At 66.8% G+C, this 15,891-nt stretch carries 11 protein-coding genes; 7 read left to right on the forward strand and 4 right to left on the reverse strand.

Annotated elements, in window-relative coordinates:
- Window positions 1–88: 88 nt before the first annotated feature.
- A complete protein-coding gene (locus AAFP30_RS18645) occupies window positions 89–763 on the reverse strand; it encodes a GntR family transcriptional regulator (RefSeq protein ID WP_419231476.1) in 675 nt (224 codons plus the stop codon).
- A 23-nt stretch (window positions 764–786) separates the two neighbouring features.
- Complete coding sequence (locus AAFP30_RS18650; protein ID WP_419231619.1) at window positions 787–1,437, reverse strand: GntR family transcriptional regulator; 651 nt, start codon at window positions 1,435–1,437, stop codon at window positions 787–789.
- A 178-nt stretch (window positions 1,438–1,615) separates the two neighbouring features.
- Between AAFP30_RS18650 and glyA the strand changes: the two genes are divergently transcribed.
- The 6 genes from glyA to AAFP30_RS18680 all read left to right on the forward strand — a co-directional run bounded on the left by glyA (window position 1,616) and on the right by AAFP30_RS18680 (window position 8,798).
- Complete coding sequence (gene glyA / locus AAFP30_RS18655; protein WP_419231620.1) at window positions 1,616–2,938, forward strand: serine hydroxymethyltransferase; 1,323 nt, start codon at window positions 1,616–1,618, stop codon at window positions 2,936–2,938.
- Entirely contained in the window at window positions 2,935–4,182 is a 1,248-nt protein-coding gene (locus tag AAFP30_RS18660) for a sarcosine oxidase subunit beta family protein (protein ID WP_419231477.1), read from the forward strand. Before glyA ends, AAFP30_RS18660 begins: the two co-directional genes overlap by 4 nt.
- 28 nt (window positions 4,183–4,210) lie before the next feature.
- Entirely contained in the window at window positions 4,211–4,489 is a 279-nt protein-coding gene (locus AAFP30_RS18665) for a sarcosine oxidase subunit delta (protein ID WP_419231478.1), read from the forward strand.
- Window positions 4,486–7,368: a 2Fe-2S iron-sulfur cluster-binding protein gene (locus AAFP30_RS18670; RefSeq protein ID WP_419231479.1), complete on the forward strand. Its 2,883-nt coding sequence runs from the start codon at window positions 4,486–4,488 to the stop codon at window positions 7,366–7,368. The genes AAFP30_RS18665 and AAFP30_RS18670 overlap by 4 nt, the downstream gene beginning before the upstream one ends.
- Complete coding sequence (locus tag AAFP30_RS18675; RefSeq protein WP_419231480.1) at window positions 7,361–7,954, forward strand: sarcosine oxidase subunit gamma; 594 nt, start codon at window positions 7,361–7,363, stop codon at window positions 7,952–7,954. Before AAFP30_RS18670 ends, AAFP30_RS18675 begins: the two co-directional genes overlap by 8 nt.
- Window positions 7,955–8,168: 214 nt before the next feature.
- Window positions 8,169–8,798 carry a GntR family transcriptional regulator gene (locus AAFP30_RS18680; protein WP_419231481.1) on the forward strand — a complete coding sequence of 210 codons (630 nt, stop codon included), beginning with the start codon at window positions 8,169–8,171 and terminating at the stop codon, window positions 8,796–8,798.
- A 14-nt stretch (window positions 8,799–8,812) separates the two neighbouring features.
- Here AAFP30_RS18680 and AAFP30_RS18685 read toward each other — a convergent pair whose 3' ends face one another.
- Window positions 8,813–11,113, reverse strand: coding sequence for an FdhF/YdeP family oxidoreductase (locus AAFP30_RS18685; RefSeq protein ID WP_419231482.1), 2,301 nt, complete (start codon window positions 11,111–11,113; stop codon window positions 8,813–8,815).
- 26 nt (window positions 11,114–11,139) lie between these two features.
- Window positions 11,140–13,188 (reverse strand): FAD-dependent oxidoreductase, encoded by a 2,049-nt coding sequence (locus tag AAFP30_RS18690; RefSeq protein WP_419231483.1) that lies wholly within the window; start codon window positions 13,186–13,188, stop codon window positions 11,140–11,142.
- A gap of 192 nt (window positions 13,189–13,380) precedes the next feature.
- Between AAFP30_RS18690 and AAFP30_RS18695 the strand changes: the two genes are divergently transcribed.
- Window positions 13,381–15,846, forward strand: a complete 2,466-nt coding sequence (locus AAFP30_RS18695; RefSeq protein WP_419231484.1) for a GcvT family protein — start codon at window positions 13,381–13,383, stop codon at window positions 15,844–15,846.
- Window positions 15,847–15,891: the final 45 nt, after the last annotated feature.

Below are 15,891 nucleotides of genomic sequence, written 5' to 3' on the forward strand. Positions count from 1 at the left end.
CCGAGCGGGCCAAACTCCGATCCCTGAGGTGCGAGGCGCTAGCCGAGCCACGAAGGGCCTGGTGACGAGCAAGCGGTCCGCGCCCACCTCACACGATCGAACGAATCGTCTCCTCAAACCCGACCACGTGATCCAACGCGATCTGCGCCGCGGCGTCCGCGTCACCGCCGGCGATGGTGCGCAGGAGGTCGATGTGTTCCTGCACATGCTGCGCGACGGTCGGCAACCGGTCGAGGAACATGCAGAAGATCCGGGTGGCGAGGTTGTCGTAGCGGATCAGTACATCCTCGAGGTGCGGGTTGCCCGCAGCCCGGTAGATGGCGCGGTGGACGTGCAGGTCCCAGCGCATGAGTTCGTCACGGGTGATGTTCGCGACGTCGAGTGCGGCGATCCGGTCGGCAAGGTCGAGCATCTGCTGCCGACTCGACGACGACGCCGACTGTGCGGCGGTCCGGGCGGCGACCGGTTCGAGGTTGACCCGGATCTGCGAGATGTGGCGTAGATCGGCGACGTCGACGCCGGTGGCGAAGGTGCCGCGCCGGGGAAAGGAGACGACGAGCCGATCGGCTTCGAGCCGTTTCAGTGCCTCGCGGACGGGGGTGCGTCCGACGCCGAGTTCGGTCGCGAGGTCGCTCTCGACAATCGCCTCGTTGGGCTTGATGTCGAGCATGATCAGTTTGTCCTGGATGGTCAGGTACGCGCGGTCGGCCAGCGATGCCGGCTCGGTCTCGAGTCCGAAGTCATCCGCGTCCACAGCAGTCATGGCCGAATGATATATCAATCCGGTTACAGGAGAGCCCGGACCGCCTGCTCGAATCCGATGACATGGGCACGAGTGAGGTCGACGGCCACCTGCTCATCGCCGTCGACGATCGCTTCGATCAGCGGAATGTGTTCACGCACATGCCCGGCGACGTCGGAGAGCCGATCGAGGAACAGACACCAGATCCGGGTGGCGTGTGCGTCGAGGCCGACGAGGATCTGCTCGAGGTGCGGGTTGCCCGCCGCGCGGTAGATCGCCCGGTGGACGTAGACGTCGCGCCGCAGTACGTCCCGCGGGTCGTCGGTGTCATCGATATCCGCGATCTCGCGGGCCAGCGCGGCGAGGTGCGCACGTGCGTCGGGTGTCGCAGTTCGTGCGGCGCGGCCGGCCGCGGTGGGCTCGAGTTGTTTGCGGACCTCGGAGATATCGGCGAGATCGGTCATGTCCACGGCGGTGGCGAACGTGCCGCGTCGCGGGTAGGCCACCACGAGTCGTTCGCGTTCCAGGCGTTTCAGCGCCTCACGAACCGGTGTGCGACCAAAACCCAGGTCCGCGGCGAGCCGATCGTCGTTGATCGGTTCGCCCGGACGGATGTCGAGCATGATCAGCCGCTCGAGCAGGATCTCGTAGGCCCGCTCCGCGTTCGTCGCCGGAACCGGCGATATCTCGCCGATCGATCCGGTTGGTCCTACCGCAAATTCTGCCTGCACCAGAGTCACTTTCACTCCTATCCGCCTCGGTCGACGCCATTCTGTTGACGTGATCGCGATCTGATCGTACTCTATCCAACAGTTGATATACCAGTTACGGATCAACTGGTGGACCAGGAAGGCGAACCCCTTGACTCTCGACATCGCGACCAGCGCCCCGGCGCCGACCGCCAACCCCCTTCTCACCCGGCAACTCGCCGATCTCGACCCGGCCGTGTACGGGGCGATCGCCGACGAACTCGGCCGCCAGCAGGGCACTCTGGAGATGATTGCGAGCGAGAACTTCGCGCCGCTGGCCGTGATGCAGGCGCAGGGGTCGGTCCTGACCAACAAGTACGCCGAAGGCTATCCGGGCCGTCGTTATTACGGTGGCTGCGAGCACGTCGATGTCGTCGAACAGCTCGCCATCGATCGCATCAAGTCGTTGTTCGGCGCCGAGTACGCCAACGTGCAACCGCATTCGGGTGCGCAGGCCAACGCCGCGGCGATGGCGGCGCTGCTCACGCCGGGCGACACCATCCTCGGTCTCGATCTCGCCCACGGTGGTCACCTCACCCACGGGATGAAGCTGAACTTCTCCGGCAAGCTCTACGATGTGGCCGCCTACCACGTCGGCGAGACCGATCACCGGGTCGACATGGTCGAGGTGGAACGTCTTGCGCACGAACGCAAGCCGAAGCTGATCATGGCCGGATGGTCCGCGTACCCGCGGCAGTTGGACTTCGCCGAGTTCCGGCGGATCGCCGACGAGGTCGGCGCCTACTTGATGGTCGACATGGCTCACTTTGCCGGTCTGGTCGCCGCCGGCCTGCACCCGTCGCCCGTGCCGCACGCTCATGTGGTCACCTCCACCACCCACAAGACCCTCGGCGGTCCCCGCGGCGGCATCATCCTCACCAACGATCCGGCGCTGGCCAAGAAGTTCAACTCGTCGGTGTTCCCCGGCCAGCAGGGCGGCCCGCTCGAGCACGTGATCGCCGCCAAGGCCGTCTCGTTCAAACTCGCCGCCGAACCCGAGTTCGCCGAACGTCAGCAACGCACTCTCGACGGCGCCCGTATCCTCGCCGACCGTCTGCTGCAAGAGGATTCGAAGGCCGCGGGCATCAACGTGGTCTCCGGCGGCACCGACGTCCACCTCGTGCTGGTGGATCTGCGCGACTCCGAACTCGACGGCCAGCAGGCCGAGGACCGGTTGCACCGCGTCGGAATCACCGTGAACCGCAACGCCGTTCCGTTCGACCCGCGGCCGCCGATGATCAGCTCCGGTGTCCGCATCGGCACCCCGGCACTGGCGACCCGCGGCTTCGACCTCGACGCCTTCGCCGAAGTCGCCGACGTCATCAGCCACGCGCTGCGCCCGGATACCGGCGACGACGCCCTGGCCGCACTGCGCGACCGGGTCGACGTGCTGGCCGCCCGATTCCCGCTCTACCCCGACCTCGACGCTGTTCAGGAGACGCTGTGACGACAGATCCCTCGGTGCATCGCCCCGGCGCGCACCTCCCCGATCACCCCGACTTCCTCTGGCGCACACCCGAACCCAAGAAGTCCTACGACGTGGTGATCGTCGGCGGCGGCGGCCACGGTCTGGCGACGGCGCACTACCTCGTCAAGAACCACGGCATCACCAATGTCGCGGTGTTGGAACGTGGTTGGCTGGCCGGCGGCAACATGGCCCGCAACACCACGCTGATCCGCTCCAACTACCTGTGGGATGAGAGCGCACAGATCTACGAGCACGCCCTCAAACTGTGGGAGGGCCTCGAGGAGGATCTCGAGTATCCGATCCTGTTCAGCCAGCGCGGAGTGCTCAACCTCGCACACAGTCTGCAAGACGTCCGCGACAGCGTGCGCCGTGTAGAGGCCAACAAGCTCAACGGGATCGACGCCCAATGGGTCGACCCCGACGAGGTCAAGAAGCTGTGCCCGCTGGTCAACATCTCCGGCGACATCCGCTACCCCGTCCTCGGCGCCACCTACCAGCCCCGCGCGGGCATCGCCAAACATGATTACGTCGCATGGGGATTCGCCCGCCGCATCGACGAGGCCGGCGTCGACATCATCCAGAACTGTGAGGTCACCGGCTTCACCACCGACGGCGACCGGGTCACCGGCGTCAAGACCACCCGCGGAGACATCGCCGCCGGACAGGTCGCGCTCTGCGCCGCCGGACACACCTCCACCCTGACCGACATGCTCGGCATCCGCACCCCACTGCAGAGCCATCCGCTGCAGGCCTTGGTGTCCGAGCTGCTCGAGCCCGTGCACCCGACGATCGTCATGTCGAACGCGGTGCATGTCTATGTGTCCCAGGCCCACAAGGGTGAGCTGGTGATGGGCGCCGGTGTCGACTCCTACAACGGATACGGCCAACGCGGTGCCTTCCACATCATCGAACGCCAGATGGCCGCTGCGGTGGAGCTGTTCCCGGTGTTCGCCCGCGCGCATCTGTTGCGTACCTGGGCCGGCATCGTCGACGTGTGTCCCGACGCCTCCCCCATCGTCGGGCGTGGCGGACAGTACGAGAACCTCTATCTCAATGCGGGGTGGGGCACCGGCGGATTCAAGGTCACCCCCGGCCTGGGCTGGTGCCTGGCCGACACCATCGCCAATGACCGCCCCCACGACTACGTCGCGCCGTTCGGCCTCGACCGCTTCGTCACCGGCGCACTGGTCGACGAACACGGCGCCGCCGGCGTCGCCCACTGACACCCACCACGAACACAGGAGCGAGACAATGCAACTCATCGAATGTCCGTGGTGCGGCGTCCGGGAAGAGACCGAGTTCCACTACGGCGGCCAGGCCCACGTCGCCTACCCCGAGGACCCCCAGGCTCTCGACGACGAACAGTGGGCCCACTACGTCTTCTTCCGCGACAACCCCAAAGGCGTGTTCGCCGAACGCTGGAGCCACAGCGCCGGATGCCGGCGCTGGTTCAACGCCCTGCGCGACACCGCCACTTACAAGTTCCACGCCGTGTACCGCCTCGACGAGCAGAAGCCGAGCATCTCATGACCGCACCCATGCGCACCGCCACCGGTGGCCGCGTCGACCGCGACTCCACCCTCACCTTCACCTTCGGTGACCGCGAACTGACCGGGCATCGCGGCGACACCCTCGCCTCGGCGTTGCTGGCCAACGGAATCCACCAGGTGACCACCAGCATCAAACTCGGCCGACCACGCGGCTTCACCGCCGCCTGGGCCGAGGACACCGGCGGTCTGGTGCAGATCGAAGCACCGTTCCCCGAGCCGATGCTGCTCGCCACGACCGTGGAACTGTTCGATGGCCTCGTCGCCCGCGGCATCCCCGGCCAGGGTCGTCTCGCCGAGATCCCTGACACCGCAAAATACGATGCGACACATGTCCACACCGACGTGCTGATCGCCGGTGCCGGACCGTCCGGGCTCGCCGCGGCACTGACCGCCGCCCGCACCGGCGCCCGTGTCGTGCTCATCGACGAACAGAGTGAGGCCGGCGGCGCGCTGCTCGGCACCACCGACACCATTGACGGGCGGCCTGCCCTGGACTGGGTGGCCGACGCCGTCGCTGAGCTCGCCACCTACCCCGACGTCCTACATCTGCAGCGCACCACCGCATTCGGCCACTACGACGACGGGTTCGTCCTCGCCCTCGAACGGCGCACCGATCATCTCGGCAACGACGCGCCCGCCGCGATCAGCCGTCAGCGGGTGTGGCGGATCCGTGCGCGCCACATCATCGTCGCCGCCGGCGCCCACGAACGTCCGGTCGTGTTCTCCGACAACGACCGTCCCGGAATCATGTTGGCGCACAGCGCACGGACCTTCCTGCACCGCTACGGCGTGAAGGTCGGTCAGCAGGCGGTGGTGTTCACCACCAACGACAGCGCCTATGTCGCCGCCTTCGACCTGCACGCCGCCGGTGTCGCGATCAACGCCATCGTCGACGCCCGCACCGAGATCCCGCAGCGCTTGCTCGACGCCTGCGCCGAGCGCGGCATCACCGTGCGTCCCGGGTCCGTGGTGACCGGTACCCGCGGCAACGGCCGGGTCAGCCATGCACTGGTGACCGGGACCTCCGGCCCGCCCGTGCTCGCCTGCGACGTCCTGCTCGTCAGCGGCGGCTGGAACCCGGCGGTGCACCTGTTCAGCCAGGCTCGGGGACAGCTGCGCTACGACGAGGAGCTCGGCGCGTTCGTGCCCGGCGCCCCACTCGACGGGGTCAGTGTCGTCGGCGCCGCCAACGGCGTGTTCTCCACTCCCGGCGACATCAGTGACGGCCGCGAGACCGCAAACACGGTGCTCACCGAGCTCGGTTTCGAGACTCGTACCGCCACCACCCGCTCGTTGAGCAGCGCCGGAGCGCTAGCGGAGGCGCGTAGTCGAAACGAGCGCCCCGAGCAAACCACCCCCGGCCTCGTCCTCTGGCGCGTCCCCGAGGGCGATCCGACAACCCAATTCGTCGACGTCCAACGCGACGCCACCGTCGCCGACATCGCTCGCGCGATCGGCGCCGGCATCCGGTCGGTCGAACACATCAAGCGCTACACCACCATCGGCACCGCGCACGATCAAGGCAAGACGTCGGGCATCATCGCCTCCGGCATCACTGCCGAACTCCTCGGTGAACCAATCCAGGCGTTGGGCACCACCACCTTCCGGCCGCCGTACACCCCGGTCGCGTTCGCCGCGCTCGCCGGCCGCAGCCGCGGGCACCTGTTCGATCCCGAGCGGATCACCGCGGTCCACGAATGGCACGTCGCCCGCGGCGCAGTGTTCGAGGACGTCGGCATGTGGAAACGCCCCCGCTACTACCCACTGCCCGGCGAGGACATGGACGCCGCCGTCCTGCGTGAATGTGCCGCTGTGCGAGGCGGAGTCGGCATCCTCGACGGTTCCACCCTCGGCAAGATCGACGTCCAGGGACCGGACGCCGCGGTGTTCCTCGACATGCTCTACACCAACATGATGAGCACCCTGAAGGTCGGCATGATCCGCTACGGCGTCATGTGTGGCGTCGACGGCATGGTCATCGACGACGGCACCGTCATGCGCCTGGCCGAGGACCGCTACCAGGTGTTCACCACCACCGGCGGCGCCGCCCACATCCTCGACTGGATGGAGGAATGGCTGCAGACCGAATGGCCGCACCTCAAAGTGCGGATGACCTCGGTGACCGAGCAGTGGCACACCTTCCCCATCGTCGGACCGAAGTCGCGCGACGTCGTGGGTGCGGTGTTCGCCGATCTCGACGTCAGCAACGACGCCTTCCCGTTCATGGCGTGGCGCGACACCACCTTTGACGGTGTGCACATCCGCGTCGGGCGGGTCAGCTTCTCCGGGGAACTCGCCTATGAGGTCAACGTCACCGGCTGGCACGCACAAGCGGTGTGGGAGAAACTGATCGAGGCCGGCGAGCGCCACGGCATCACCCCGTACGGCACCGAGACCATGCATGTGCTGCGCGCGGAGAAGGGCTACCCGATCATCGGGCAGGACACCGACGGCACCGTCACCCCGCAGGATCTCGGCATGAGTTGGGCGGTTTCCAAGAAGAAGCCCGACTTCATCGGCAAACGCTCCTTCACCCGGGCCGAGAATCAGAACCCGCTGCGCAAGCAGTTCGTCGGGTTGTTACCCACCGACGCGACGACCGTGCTGCCCGAGGGTGCGCAGGTCATCGAGTTCGCCGCGGACGGCGAACTACCCCCGCCGCCGGTCCCCATGCTCGGCCACGTCACCTCGAGCTATCAGAGCGCCGAACTCGGCCGGCCCTTCGGGCTGGCGCTGGTCCAGGGTGGCCACGCCCGCATCGGTGACACCCTGCACGTCCCCCTCGACGGCACCCTCGTGTCGGTCGAGGTCACCAGTTCCGTTCTCGTCGACCCCGAAGGAGCACGCCGCGATGGCTGACACCCTGATCCGCCGAAGCCCGTTGCAGGCCTGGACATCCCGTCTCTCCCAGCTGCCCGAGTCGGTGAGCATCACCGAGGAACCGTTTGTCACGATGGTCGACCTCTGGGTCGACCCGGCCGGCCCCGCCGGCACCTCGGCGGCCGCCGTTCTGGGGATCACGGCACTGCCGACCACCCCGGGCACCGTCGTCGAAGGATCTGAGTCCTCGGTGATCTGGTTCGGTCCCGAGGAGTTCCTCGTCACCGGCGCCGGACTCGACGGTGAGTCCCTGGAAACCCGACTGCGGGAGGCGATCTCCGAGCAAGGAGGCGCCGCGGTCGACGTGTCCGCACAACGCACCGTCGTACGGCTGCGCGGCGAGCACGCCCGCGCGATCCTCGCCAAGGGATGTTCGCTGGACCTGCACCCGTCGGTCTTCACCCTCGGCTCTGCCACCCAGACCATGCTCGGCCTCGCCGGCGTGGTGCTCATCCCCGTCACCGACGACGGCACCGACTACCGCATCATCGTCCGATCCTCCTTCGCCGGCTACCTCGCCGACTGGCTGATCGACGCGAGTGAGGAGTACGGGGTGCGCTGGTAGCCGACATCAGCCACATCTCTCCGCACTGTTCGTGTGCACTGTGCACGCGAACAGTGCGGAAACGTGTGGCCCATGTCGGTAGCGCTCCGCGCGGTCCCTGAGCACCCACCAAATTCTCGGATCGAGCGCCCAAAGCGGCATCTGATATACAATCTCCGTGCACTGAAGTTTCAGAGCACGGAGATTGCGTTTCCACGATGAAAGGGGCGAGCCGGTGGCCGGTAACCGACTGCTCTCCGATCAGGCCTTCGACGCGATCCGGGACAAGATCGTCACGCTCGACCTGGCGCCCGGCGCACCCATCGAAGAGGACAAACTCGCAGCGGAACTCGGCTTCGGGCGAACGCCCATCCGGGAGGCGGTCAAGCGCCTCGCCTACGGCCGGCTCGTGGTGATCTACCCTCGCAGCGGCAGTTTCGTCGCCGATCTCAATCTCACCGACCTCAAAGCGGTGTGCGACGTGCGGGAACGACTCGAGGGGCTAGCGGCCGAGCGAGCCGCCACCGAGGCCAGTTATGAAGAGCGACAAGAACTTCAGGAGCTCCTGAAGGTTCTCGACGAGACCAGCGATGCGTCGGTTCTGTTGGAACTCGATGTCGACGTGCACCGCGCGATCTACCGGATGTCACACAACCCGTATCTGCTCGACGCGTTGACCCAGAACCTCGACCTGTCGGTGCGCATGTGGAACCTCGCGCGCGAACGTCTGCCCGATCTCAATCATCACGTGCACACGCAGTCCGAAGTGCTGCAGGCAATCCTGGACCGCAACGGTGACCTCGCCCGGCAGTTGTCCGAGGCGCATGTCCGTGACTTCGAGAATGGGATCCGGGCGATGTTCTGAGCCCACCGCCACCGTCAGCGACGCTCGAGTCGGATCGTCACCGCTTTCGACACCGGGGTGTTCGATTCCCGGGCAACATGATCGAGCGGGACGAGCGGATTGGTCTCCGGATAGTAGGCGGCCGCGTTGCCGCGCGGGGTGGGATACGGCACGAGCCGGAAGTCGTCGGCCCGACGCTCCTCGATCGAGCCATCCTGCAACGTCCACTCCGAGATAAGATCCACCCTATCCCCCTCGGCGAAACCAAGGGCGGCGATGTCGTCGGCGTTGATCAGGATCACCCGCCGTCCACCCTTCACGCCACGGTACCGATCGTCGAGACCGTAGATGGTGGTGTTGTACTGATCGTGGCTGCGCATCGTCTGCAGAATCAGCCGACCCTCGGGTACCGGCAGCCAATAGAGTTCGTGCGCAACGAAATTGGCTTTGCCGGTACGCGTCTCGAACCTGCGATCGTCGCGCGGTGGATGCGGGAGGACGAAACCGTCGGGTTGACGCACCCGTGTGTTGAAGTCGGCGAATCCGGGTACGACGCGGGAGATGGAGTCGCGGATGCTGTCGTAGTCGGACGCGAACCGTGCCCACGGCACCGCGTGTTCAGCGCCGAGCAGTGTCTGGGCGAGTTCGCAGACGATCCGCACCTCGCTGCGCAGCTCGTCGCTCGCCGGCTTCAGGCTGCCGCGCGACAGATGCACCACCGACATCGAATCCTCGACGGTCACAAGCTGTTTGCGCCCGCCGGACAGATCCTTGTCGGTGCGGCCCAGCGACGGCAGGATCAACCCGGTCCGGCCGGTCACCGCATGGGATCGGTTGAGTTTCGTCGACACCTGGACGGTGAGCGAACACCGCCGCAGTGCGGCCTCGGTGACCTCGGTGTCCGGGGTGGCGGCCACGAAGTTGCCGCCCATCGCCATGAACACGCCGACCTTGCCGTCGCGCATCGCGCGGATGGCATCGACCGCGTCGTAGCCGTGGTTGCGGGGACTGGTGATCCCGAACTCGGCGTCGAGCGCCTGCAGAAACGATTCGGGCATCTTCTCCCAGATGCCCATAGTGCGGTCGCCCTGCACGTTGGAATGCCCACGCACCGGGCACACTCCGGCGCCCGGCTTGCCGATCATCCCCCGCATCAGCAGAAGGCTGGTGGCGTCCTGAATCGTCGCAACCCCGTGGGTCTGCTGCGTCAGGCCCATCGCCCAGCAGATGATGGTCTTCGACGACCGGATCAGCGCCTCTGCGGTCTCGTCGAGCTGTTCACGCGTGAGCCCCGTCGCGCGGATGACCTCGTCAAGGTCGACCTTGCGCATGTGGGCGGCATAGTCGTCGAAGCCGGCGCAGTGCTCGTCGATGAACGCCTGGTCCAGCACGCTGCCGGGAGTGAGGTCCTCGGCGTCGAGGAGCAGCTTGGCCAGCCCCTGGAAGAGCGCCTGGTCGCCGCCGATCCTGATCTGCAGGAATTCGTCGGCGATCGACACCCCGTCCCCCACGACGCCGTGCACCTTCTGCGGATCCTTGAACCGCAGCAACCCAGCCTCGGGCAGCGGGTTGATGGCAATCACCCTGGCGCCGTTGGCTTTCGCCTTCTCCAGCACCGACAACATGCGCGGGTGGTTGGTGCCCGGATTCTGTCCGGCGATGAGGATGAGGTCGGCCTGCTCGAGGTCGGGTACCGACACCGACCCCTTGCCGATCCCGATACTGTCCACCAGGGCACTGCCCGACGATTCGTGGCACATGTTGGAGCAGTCGGGCATGTTGTTGGTGCCGAACGCCCGGATCAGGAGCTGGTAGACGAACGCCGCTTCGTTCGAGGTCCGGCCCGAGGTGTAGAACGCCGCGGCATCCGGGGTGTCGAGAGCCTGCAGTTCGTCGGCGATCAGCCGGTAGGCGTCGGCCCACCCGATGGGCGTGTAGTGGGTCGAGCCCGGACGCAGCACCATCGGATGGGTGAGCCGCCCCTGCTGCCCGAGCCAGTAGTCGGTGCGGGTCAGCAGATCATCGACGGAGCGCTGGGCAAAGAACTCCGGGTCCACGCGGCGGGTCGTGGCCTCCTCGGCGACCGCCTTCGCGCCGTTCTCGCAGAACTCGGCGTGCTTGCGGTGTCCCGGGGTCTCCGGCCACGCGCATCCCGGACAGTCAAATCCATTGCGCTGGTTCAGCTTCACCAGGGTTCGCGCGGTCCGCACCACGCCCATCTGCTCGATGCCGCGCTGCAACGACACTTTCACGGCGGGCACGCCCGCGGCATAGGACTTTTCGTGCGTGACGACAACGTCGGCTTCGTCGAACTCGTAACGATCGATGGTGCTCACGCCTTTCAGTATTGCCGAGTCATCGATCAGAGCACCAAGCAGAGTCGGAAGGCGTCATAGATGGCGGCGTGGATGTTGCGGCTGGCGACCGCGTCGCCGAGCCGGAAGAGCTGATAATCGCCCTCGGGGTTGCGGGACACCTCCTGCGGCCGGGTGTCCAGCAGCGCCTGCTGGTCGACCTCGCCGAGGTTGGTGGAACCGGGTACGAGTTCGAAGTACAGGTCGTCGAGCGGCAGCGTGCCGTGTTCGACGACGACCTGGTCGACGGTGCGCTGCCGGGTGACCTTCGCGTACTCGTTGTAGAGGTCGACCTCGAGGCGACCGTCGGCGCGCCGCACCCCGGTGACCCGTTCGTTGAGGGTGACCCGGACATCGTGTTCGGCGAAGGCCTTGAAGTAGCCCGGGTAGTTGACGCCACCCACGTCCGGGGCCAAAGTGCGCTCCGGCGTGACGAATTCGACTGGGACGCCCGCCTTGGCGATGACCTCGGCGACGTCGAGGCCGGGGTGGCCGCCGTTGTCGTCGTAGAGCAGGACGTCGCCGCGCGGGCGCACCGCGCCGCACAGGATGTCCCAGCCGTCGGTGACCAGTTGCGCTCCCTCGCTGAGGAAGTCGGTGTTCGGCATGCCGCCGGTGGCGATCACGACGATGTCCGGGTTCTCCGCGAGTACGTCGTCGGCTTCGGCGTAGGTGCTCATCCGGATGTCGACGTCGAGGAGTTTGCACTCGGCCAGGCGCCAGTCGATGATGCTGATCAGGTCCCGCCGCCGCGGCGACGACGACGCGAGACGGACCTGTCCGCCGGCCTGGTCGGCGGCCTCGAAGACCACGACCCGATGGCCGCGCTCCCCCAACACCCGTGCGGCTTCGAGTCCGGCCGGTCCCGCACCGACCACGACCGCAGTCTTGGCAGGTCCGGTGGACGCCGGGACATGGTGCGGCAGTCGGTCTTCGCGGCCGGTGGACGGGTTGTGGATGCACTTGGCGTCGCGGTTCTGGTAGATCTCGTCGAGGCAGTACGTTGCGCCGACGCAGGGTCGGATGCGATCCTCCTCGCCCGCTTGCATTTTCGCGACGATGTGCGGGTCGGCGATGTGTGCGCGGGTCATGCCGACGAGGTCGACGAGTCCGTCGCGGATGGCGTGCCGGGCGGTGGAGACGTCGTTGATGCGGGAGGCGTGCATGACGGGGATGTCGATGGCCGCCTTGACCGCGCCGGCGAACTCGAGGTGCGGTGCGACCGGTGTGCCCATCGGCGGGATGACCCGGGAGAGCGCTTCGTCGCTGGCCATATAGCCCTTGATGACGCTGACGAAGTCGATGCCCTCGGCGGAGACCCGCTTGAGGATGTCGAGGCCCTCCTCGTAGCCGAGTCCGCCGGGCATGTCCTCATCGAGGGACATCCGGATACCCACGGCGAAGTCGGGCCCGGCCGCCTCGCGGACGGCCCGAATCACGCGCAGCGGGAAACGAAGTCGGTCCTCGATGCGGCCCATGCCGTACTCGTCGTCGCGGGTGTTGGTCAGCGGCGACCAGAACGAGTCGAGGAGATGGGTGTAGGCCTCGAGTTCGATGCCGTCGAGTCCGGCCTCGCGACACCGGGCGGTGGCATCGGCGTAGGCCTTGACGATGCGGTCCATGTCCCACTCTTCGGCCGCCTTCGGGAAGGCGCGGTGGGCGGGTTCCCGGATGGGCGAGGGCGCGATCACCGGGAGCCAGTCGCCGTCGTAGTTGCTGGTGCGACGGCCCAGGTGGGTGATCTGGCACATGACGGCGGCGCCGTTTTCGTGCACGCCGTAGGCGAGTTCGCGCAGCCACGGCACGATCTCGTCCTTGTAGACGTGCAGGTTGCCGAACGCAGCGGGACTGTCGGGTGCGACGACGGCCGAGCCGCCCATCATGGTCAGTCCGATGCCGCCCTTGGCCTTTTCCTCGTGGTAGAGGCGGTAGCGCCGTTTCGGCATGCCGTCCTCGGTGTAGGCCGGTTCGTGCGAGGTGCTGACCACTCGGTTACGCAGCGTGACGTTCTTCAACGTGAAGGGCTGGAGCAACGGGTCAACGATCTGGTGAGACATATTGGGCTGTCCTTCTGAAATATTTACGTGATGCTCTAACACATCATCATGTGTGTAACGTATGCCACATGCTCGGCGCCGTCAACCCGAAAATGGCACATTTATGGGGGTTGACCGGCATAGCAGGCGAAACGTAGCCTTTTGATATATCAATTGCCGGGCAAACCTGCCGCTACTTGAGGAGAACGCTGTATGGGATCACCGCGTGTCGTGATCATCGGGGCCGGCATTGTCGGCGCCAATCTCGCCGATGAACTGACCGCCCGCGGGTGGGATCAGGTCACCGTGCTCGACCAGGGTCCCCTGCCGTTGACCGGCGGATCGACCTCGCACGCGCCCGGGCTGGTGTTCCAGACGAACGGGTCAAAGACGATGACGCAGCTCGCGCAGTACACCGGGGAGAAGTTCCGCGGCCTCGACGTCGACGGTCAGTGGTGCTTCAATCCGGTGGGTGGGCTCGAGGTCGCCACCACCGAGGCCCGGCTCGCCGAGCTCTACCGCCGGCAAGGATGGGCGACGTCGTGGGGTGTCGAGGGCCGGGTCATCGATCCCGAGGAGTGCGCCAAGCTGCATCCGCTGCTCGATCCGTCGCGGATTCTCGGTGGCCTCTACGTCGAGACCGACGGCCTGGCCAAGGCGTCGCGGGCGGTCATCGCGTTGGCGCTCCGCGCGCAGAGTCGTGGTGCGGTGTTCCGCGGTTCGACGAAGGTTGTCGGCGTCGAGCAGAGCGGCGGCCGGGTCACCGGTGTGCGCACCGACAACGGAGTCGTGCCCGCCGACATCGTCGTCTCCTGCGGCGGGTTCTGGGGCGCGGAACTCGGCGAACTGGTCGGGATGTCGGTGCCGCTGCTGCCGCTCGCTCATCAATACGCCAAGACCAGCCAGATCCCGGAACTGGTGGGCCGCAACACCGAGGCGTCCGAGGCCGGCTTCCCCATCCTGCGCCACCAGGATCAGGACCTCTACTTCCGCGAGCACGTCGACCGCCTCGGCATCGGCTCCTACGCACACCGCCCGATGCCCGCCGATGTGGCGGAGTTGCCCGGTGGCGAGGTCGGTGAGGACGCGATGCCCTCGATGCTCGCGTTCACCGAGGAGGACTTCGCACCCGCGTGGGCGGAATGCCAGAAACTGTTGCCCTGCTTGGAAACCGCCGAGGTCGATCGCGCCACCGGCTTCAACGGCATCTTCTCCTTCACCCCCGACGGCGGACCGCTGGTCGGCGAATCCCCCGACGTCGCCGGCTTCTGGATCGCCGAAGCCGTGTGGGTCACCCATTCCGCGGGTATCGCCCGCTCGGTCGCGCAGCTGCTCGTCGACGGTCGCTCGGAGATCGAGCTGCACGGCTGCGACGTCCACCGCTTCGAGGAGATCCAACTCGACCCCGGCTACGTGTCGGAGACCTCGCAGCAGAATTTCGTCGAGGTCTACGACATCCTGCATCCGTTGCAGCCCAAGGAATCCCCGCGCAATCTGCGGGTCAGCCCGTTCCACGCCCGGCAGGTCGAACTCGGTGCCTTCTTCCTGGAGAGCGGCGGGTGGGAACGCCCGCATTGGTATGAGGCCAACGCGGCACTGCTCGACGACCTGCCCGCGCAGTGGCAACCGCCGGCCCGCGACGAGTGGTCGGCGATGTTCCACTCCCCGATCGCGGCCGCCGAGGCGTGGCGCACGCGCACCGCCGTCGCCATGTACGACATGACCCCACTCCGCCGTCTGGAGGTCTCCGGCCCGGGGGCACTGGCGCTGCTCGACCGACTCACCACCGGCAAGATGGACAAGTCCGTCGGGGCGGTCACCTATACCCTGGCGCTCGACGACGCCGGCGGCATTCGCAGCGACCTCACCGTTGCACGCCTGTCCGACAGTGTGTTCCAGGTCGGCGCCAACAGCAACCTGGATCTGGACTACCTGCGCCGTCAGGCACCGCAGGACAATTCGGTGTCGATCCGCGACATCACCGGTGCCACCTGCTGCATCGGGTTGTGGGGTCCCTACGCCCGGGAGGTCGTCGAGGCACTCTCGCTCGACGACTTCAGCAACGAGGGCTTCAAGTACTTCCGCGCCAAGCATGTTCGGATCGGCGGCATTCCGGTGACCGCGATGCGTCTGTCATATGTCGGCGAACTCGGTTGGGAGCTCTACACTTCCGCCGAGTACGGCCAGAAACTCTGGGACGTGCTCTGGGCACAGGGACAGCAGCACGGCATCATCGCCGGCGGCCGGGCCGCGTTCAACAGCCTGCGGATGGAGAAGGGTTACCGCTCCTGGGGCACCGACATGACCACCGAACACAACCCGTACGAGGCCGGCCTGGGCTTCGCGGTCCGACGACAGAAGGGCGAGTTCGTGGGCCGAGATGCCCTCGACGGCATCTCCGAGGACACCGTGGCACGACGACTCGCCTGCCTCACCATCGACGACAAGACCACCGTCATCCTCGGCTCCGAACCGGTCTACCTCGACGGCGCACCCGCCGGGTACGTCACCAGCGCCGCGTTCGGCCACACCGTGGGTGCGCCCATCGCCTACGCGTGGCTGCCGTCGTCGGCCACGGTCGGCACCACCGTGGAGATCGGCTACTTCGACCGGCGGGTGCCCGCAACCGTCGTCGCCGAGCCCCTCGTCGACCCGGAGATGGCGAAGATCCGCGCTTGACGCTCACCGGGACGCCGTAGCTCTTGACCTTCCACCTTGCCTGAC

The sequence above is a fragment of the Gordonia sp. CPCC 205515 genome (genome assembly GCF_048537925.1).
Classification (GTDB): Bacteria; Actinomycetota; Actinomycetes; order Mycobacteriales; family Mycobacteriaceae; genus Gordonia.

Excerpts from the sequence above, each read along its gene's own strand:
- AAFP30_RS18645 (WP_419231476.1), bottom strand. The coding sequence starts at position 763 with ATGACTGCTGTGGACGCGGATGACTTCGGACTCGAGACCGAGCCGGCA.
- AAFP30_RS18665 (WP_419231478.1), top strand. The coding sequence starts at position 4,211 with ATGCAACTCATCGAATGTCCGTGGTGCGGCGTCCGGGAAGAGACCGAG.
- AAFP30_RS18670 (WP_419231479.1), top strand. The coding sequence starts at position 4,486 with ATGACCGCACCCATGCGCACCGCCACCGGTGGCCGCGTCGACCGCGAC.
- AAFP30_RS18675 (WP_419231480.1), top strand. The coding sequence starts at position 7,361 with ATGGCTGACACCCTGATCCGCCGAAGCCCGTTGCAGGCCTGGACATCC.
- AAFP30_RS18690 (WP_419231483.1), bottom strand. The coding sequence starts at position 13,188 with ATGTCTCACCAGATCGTTGACCCGTTGCTCCAGCCCTTCACGTTGAAG.
- AAFP30_RS18695 (WP_419231484.1), top strand. The coding sequence starts at position 13,381 with ATGGGATCACCGCGTGTCGTGATCATCGGGGCCGGCATTGTCGGCGCC.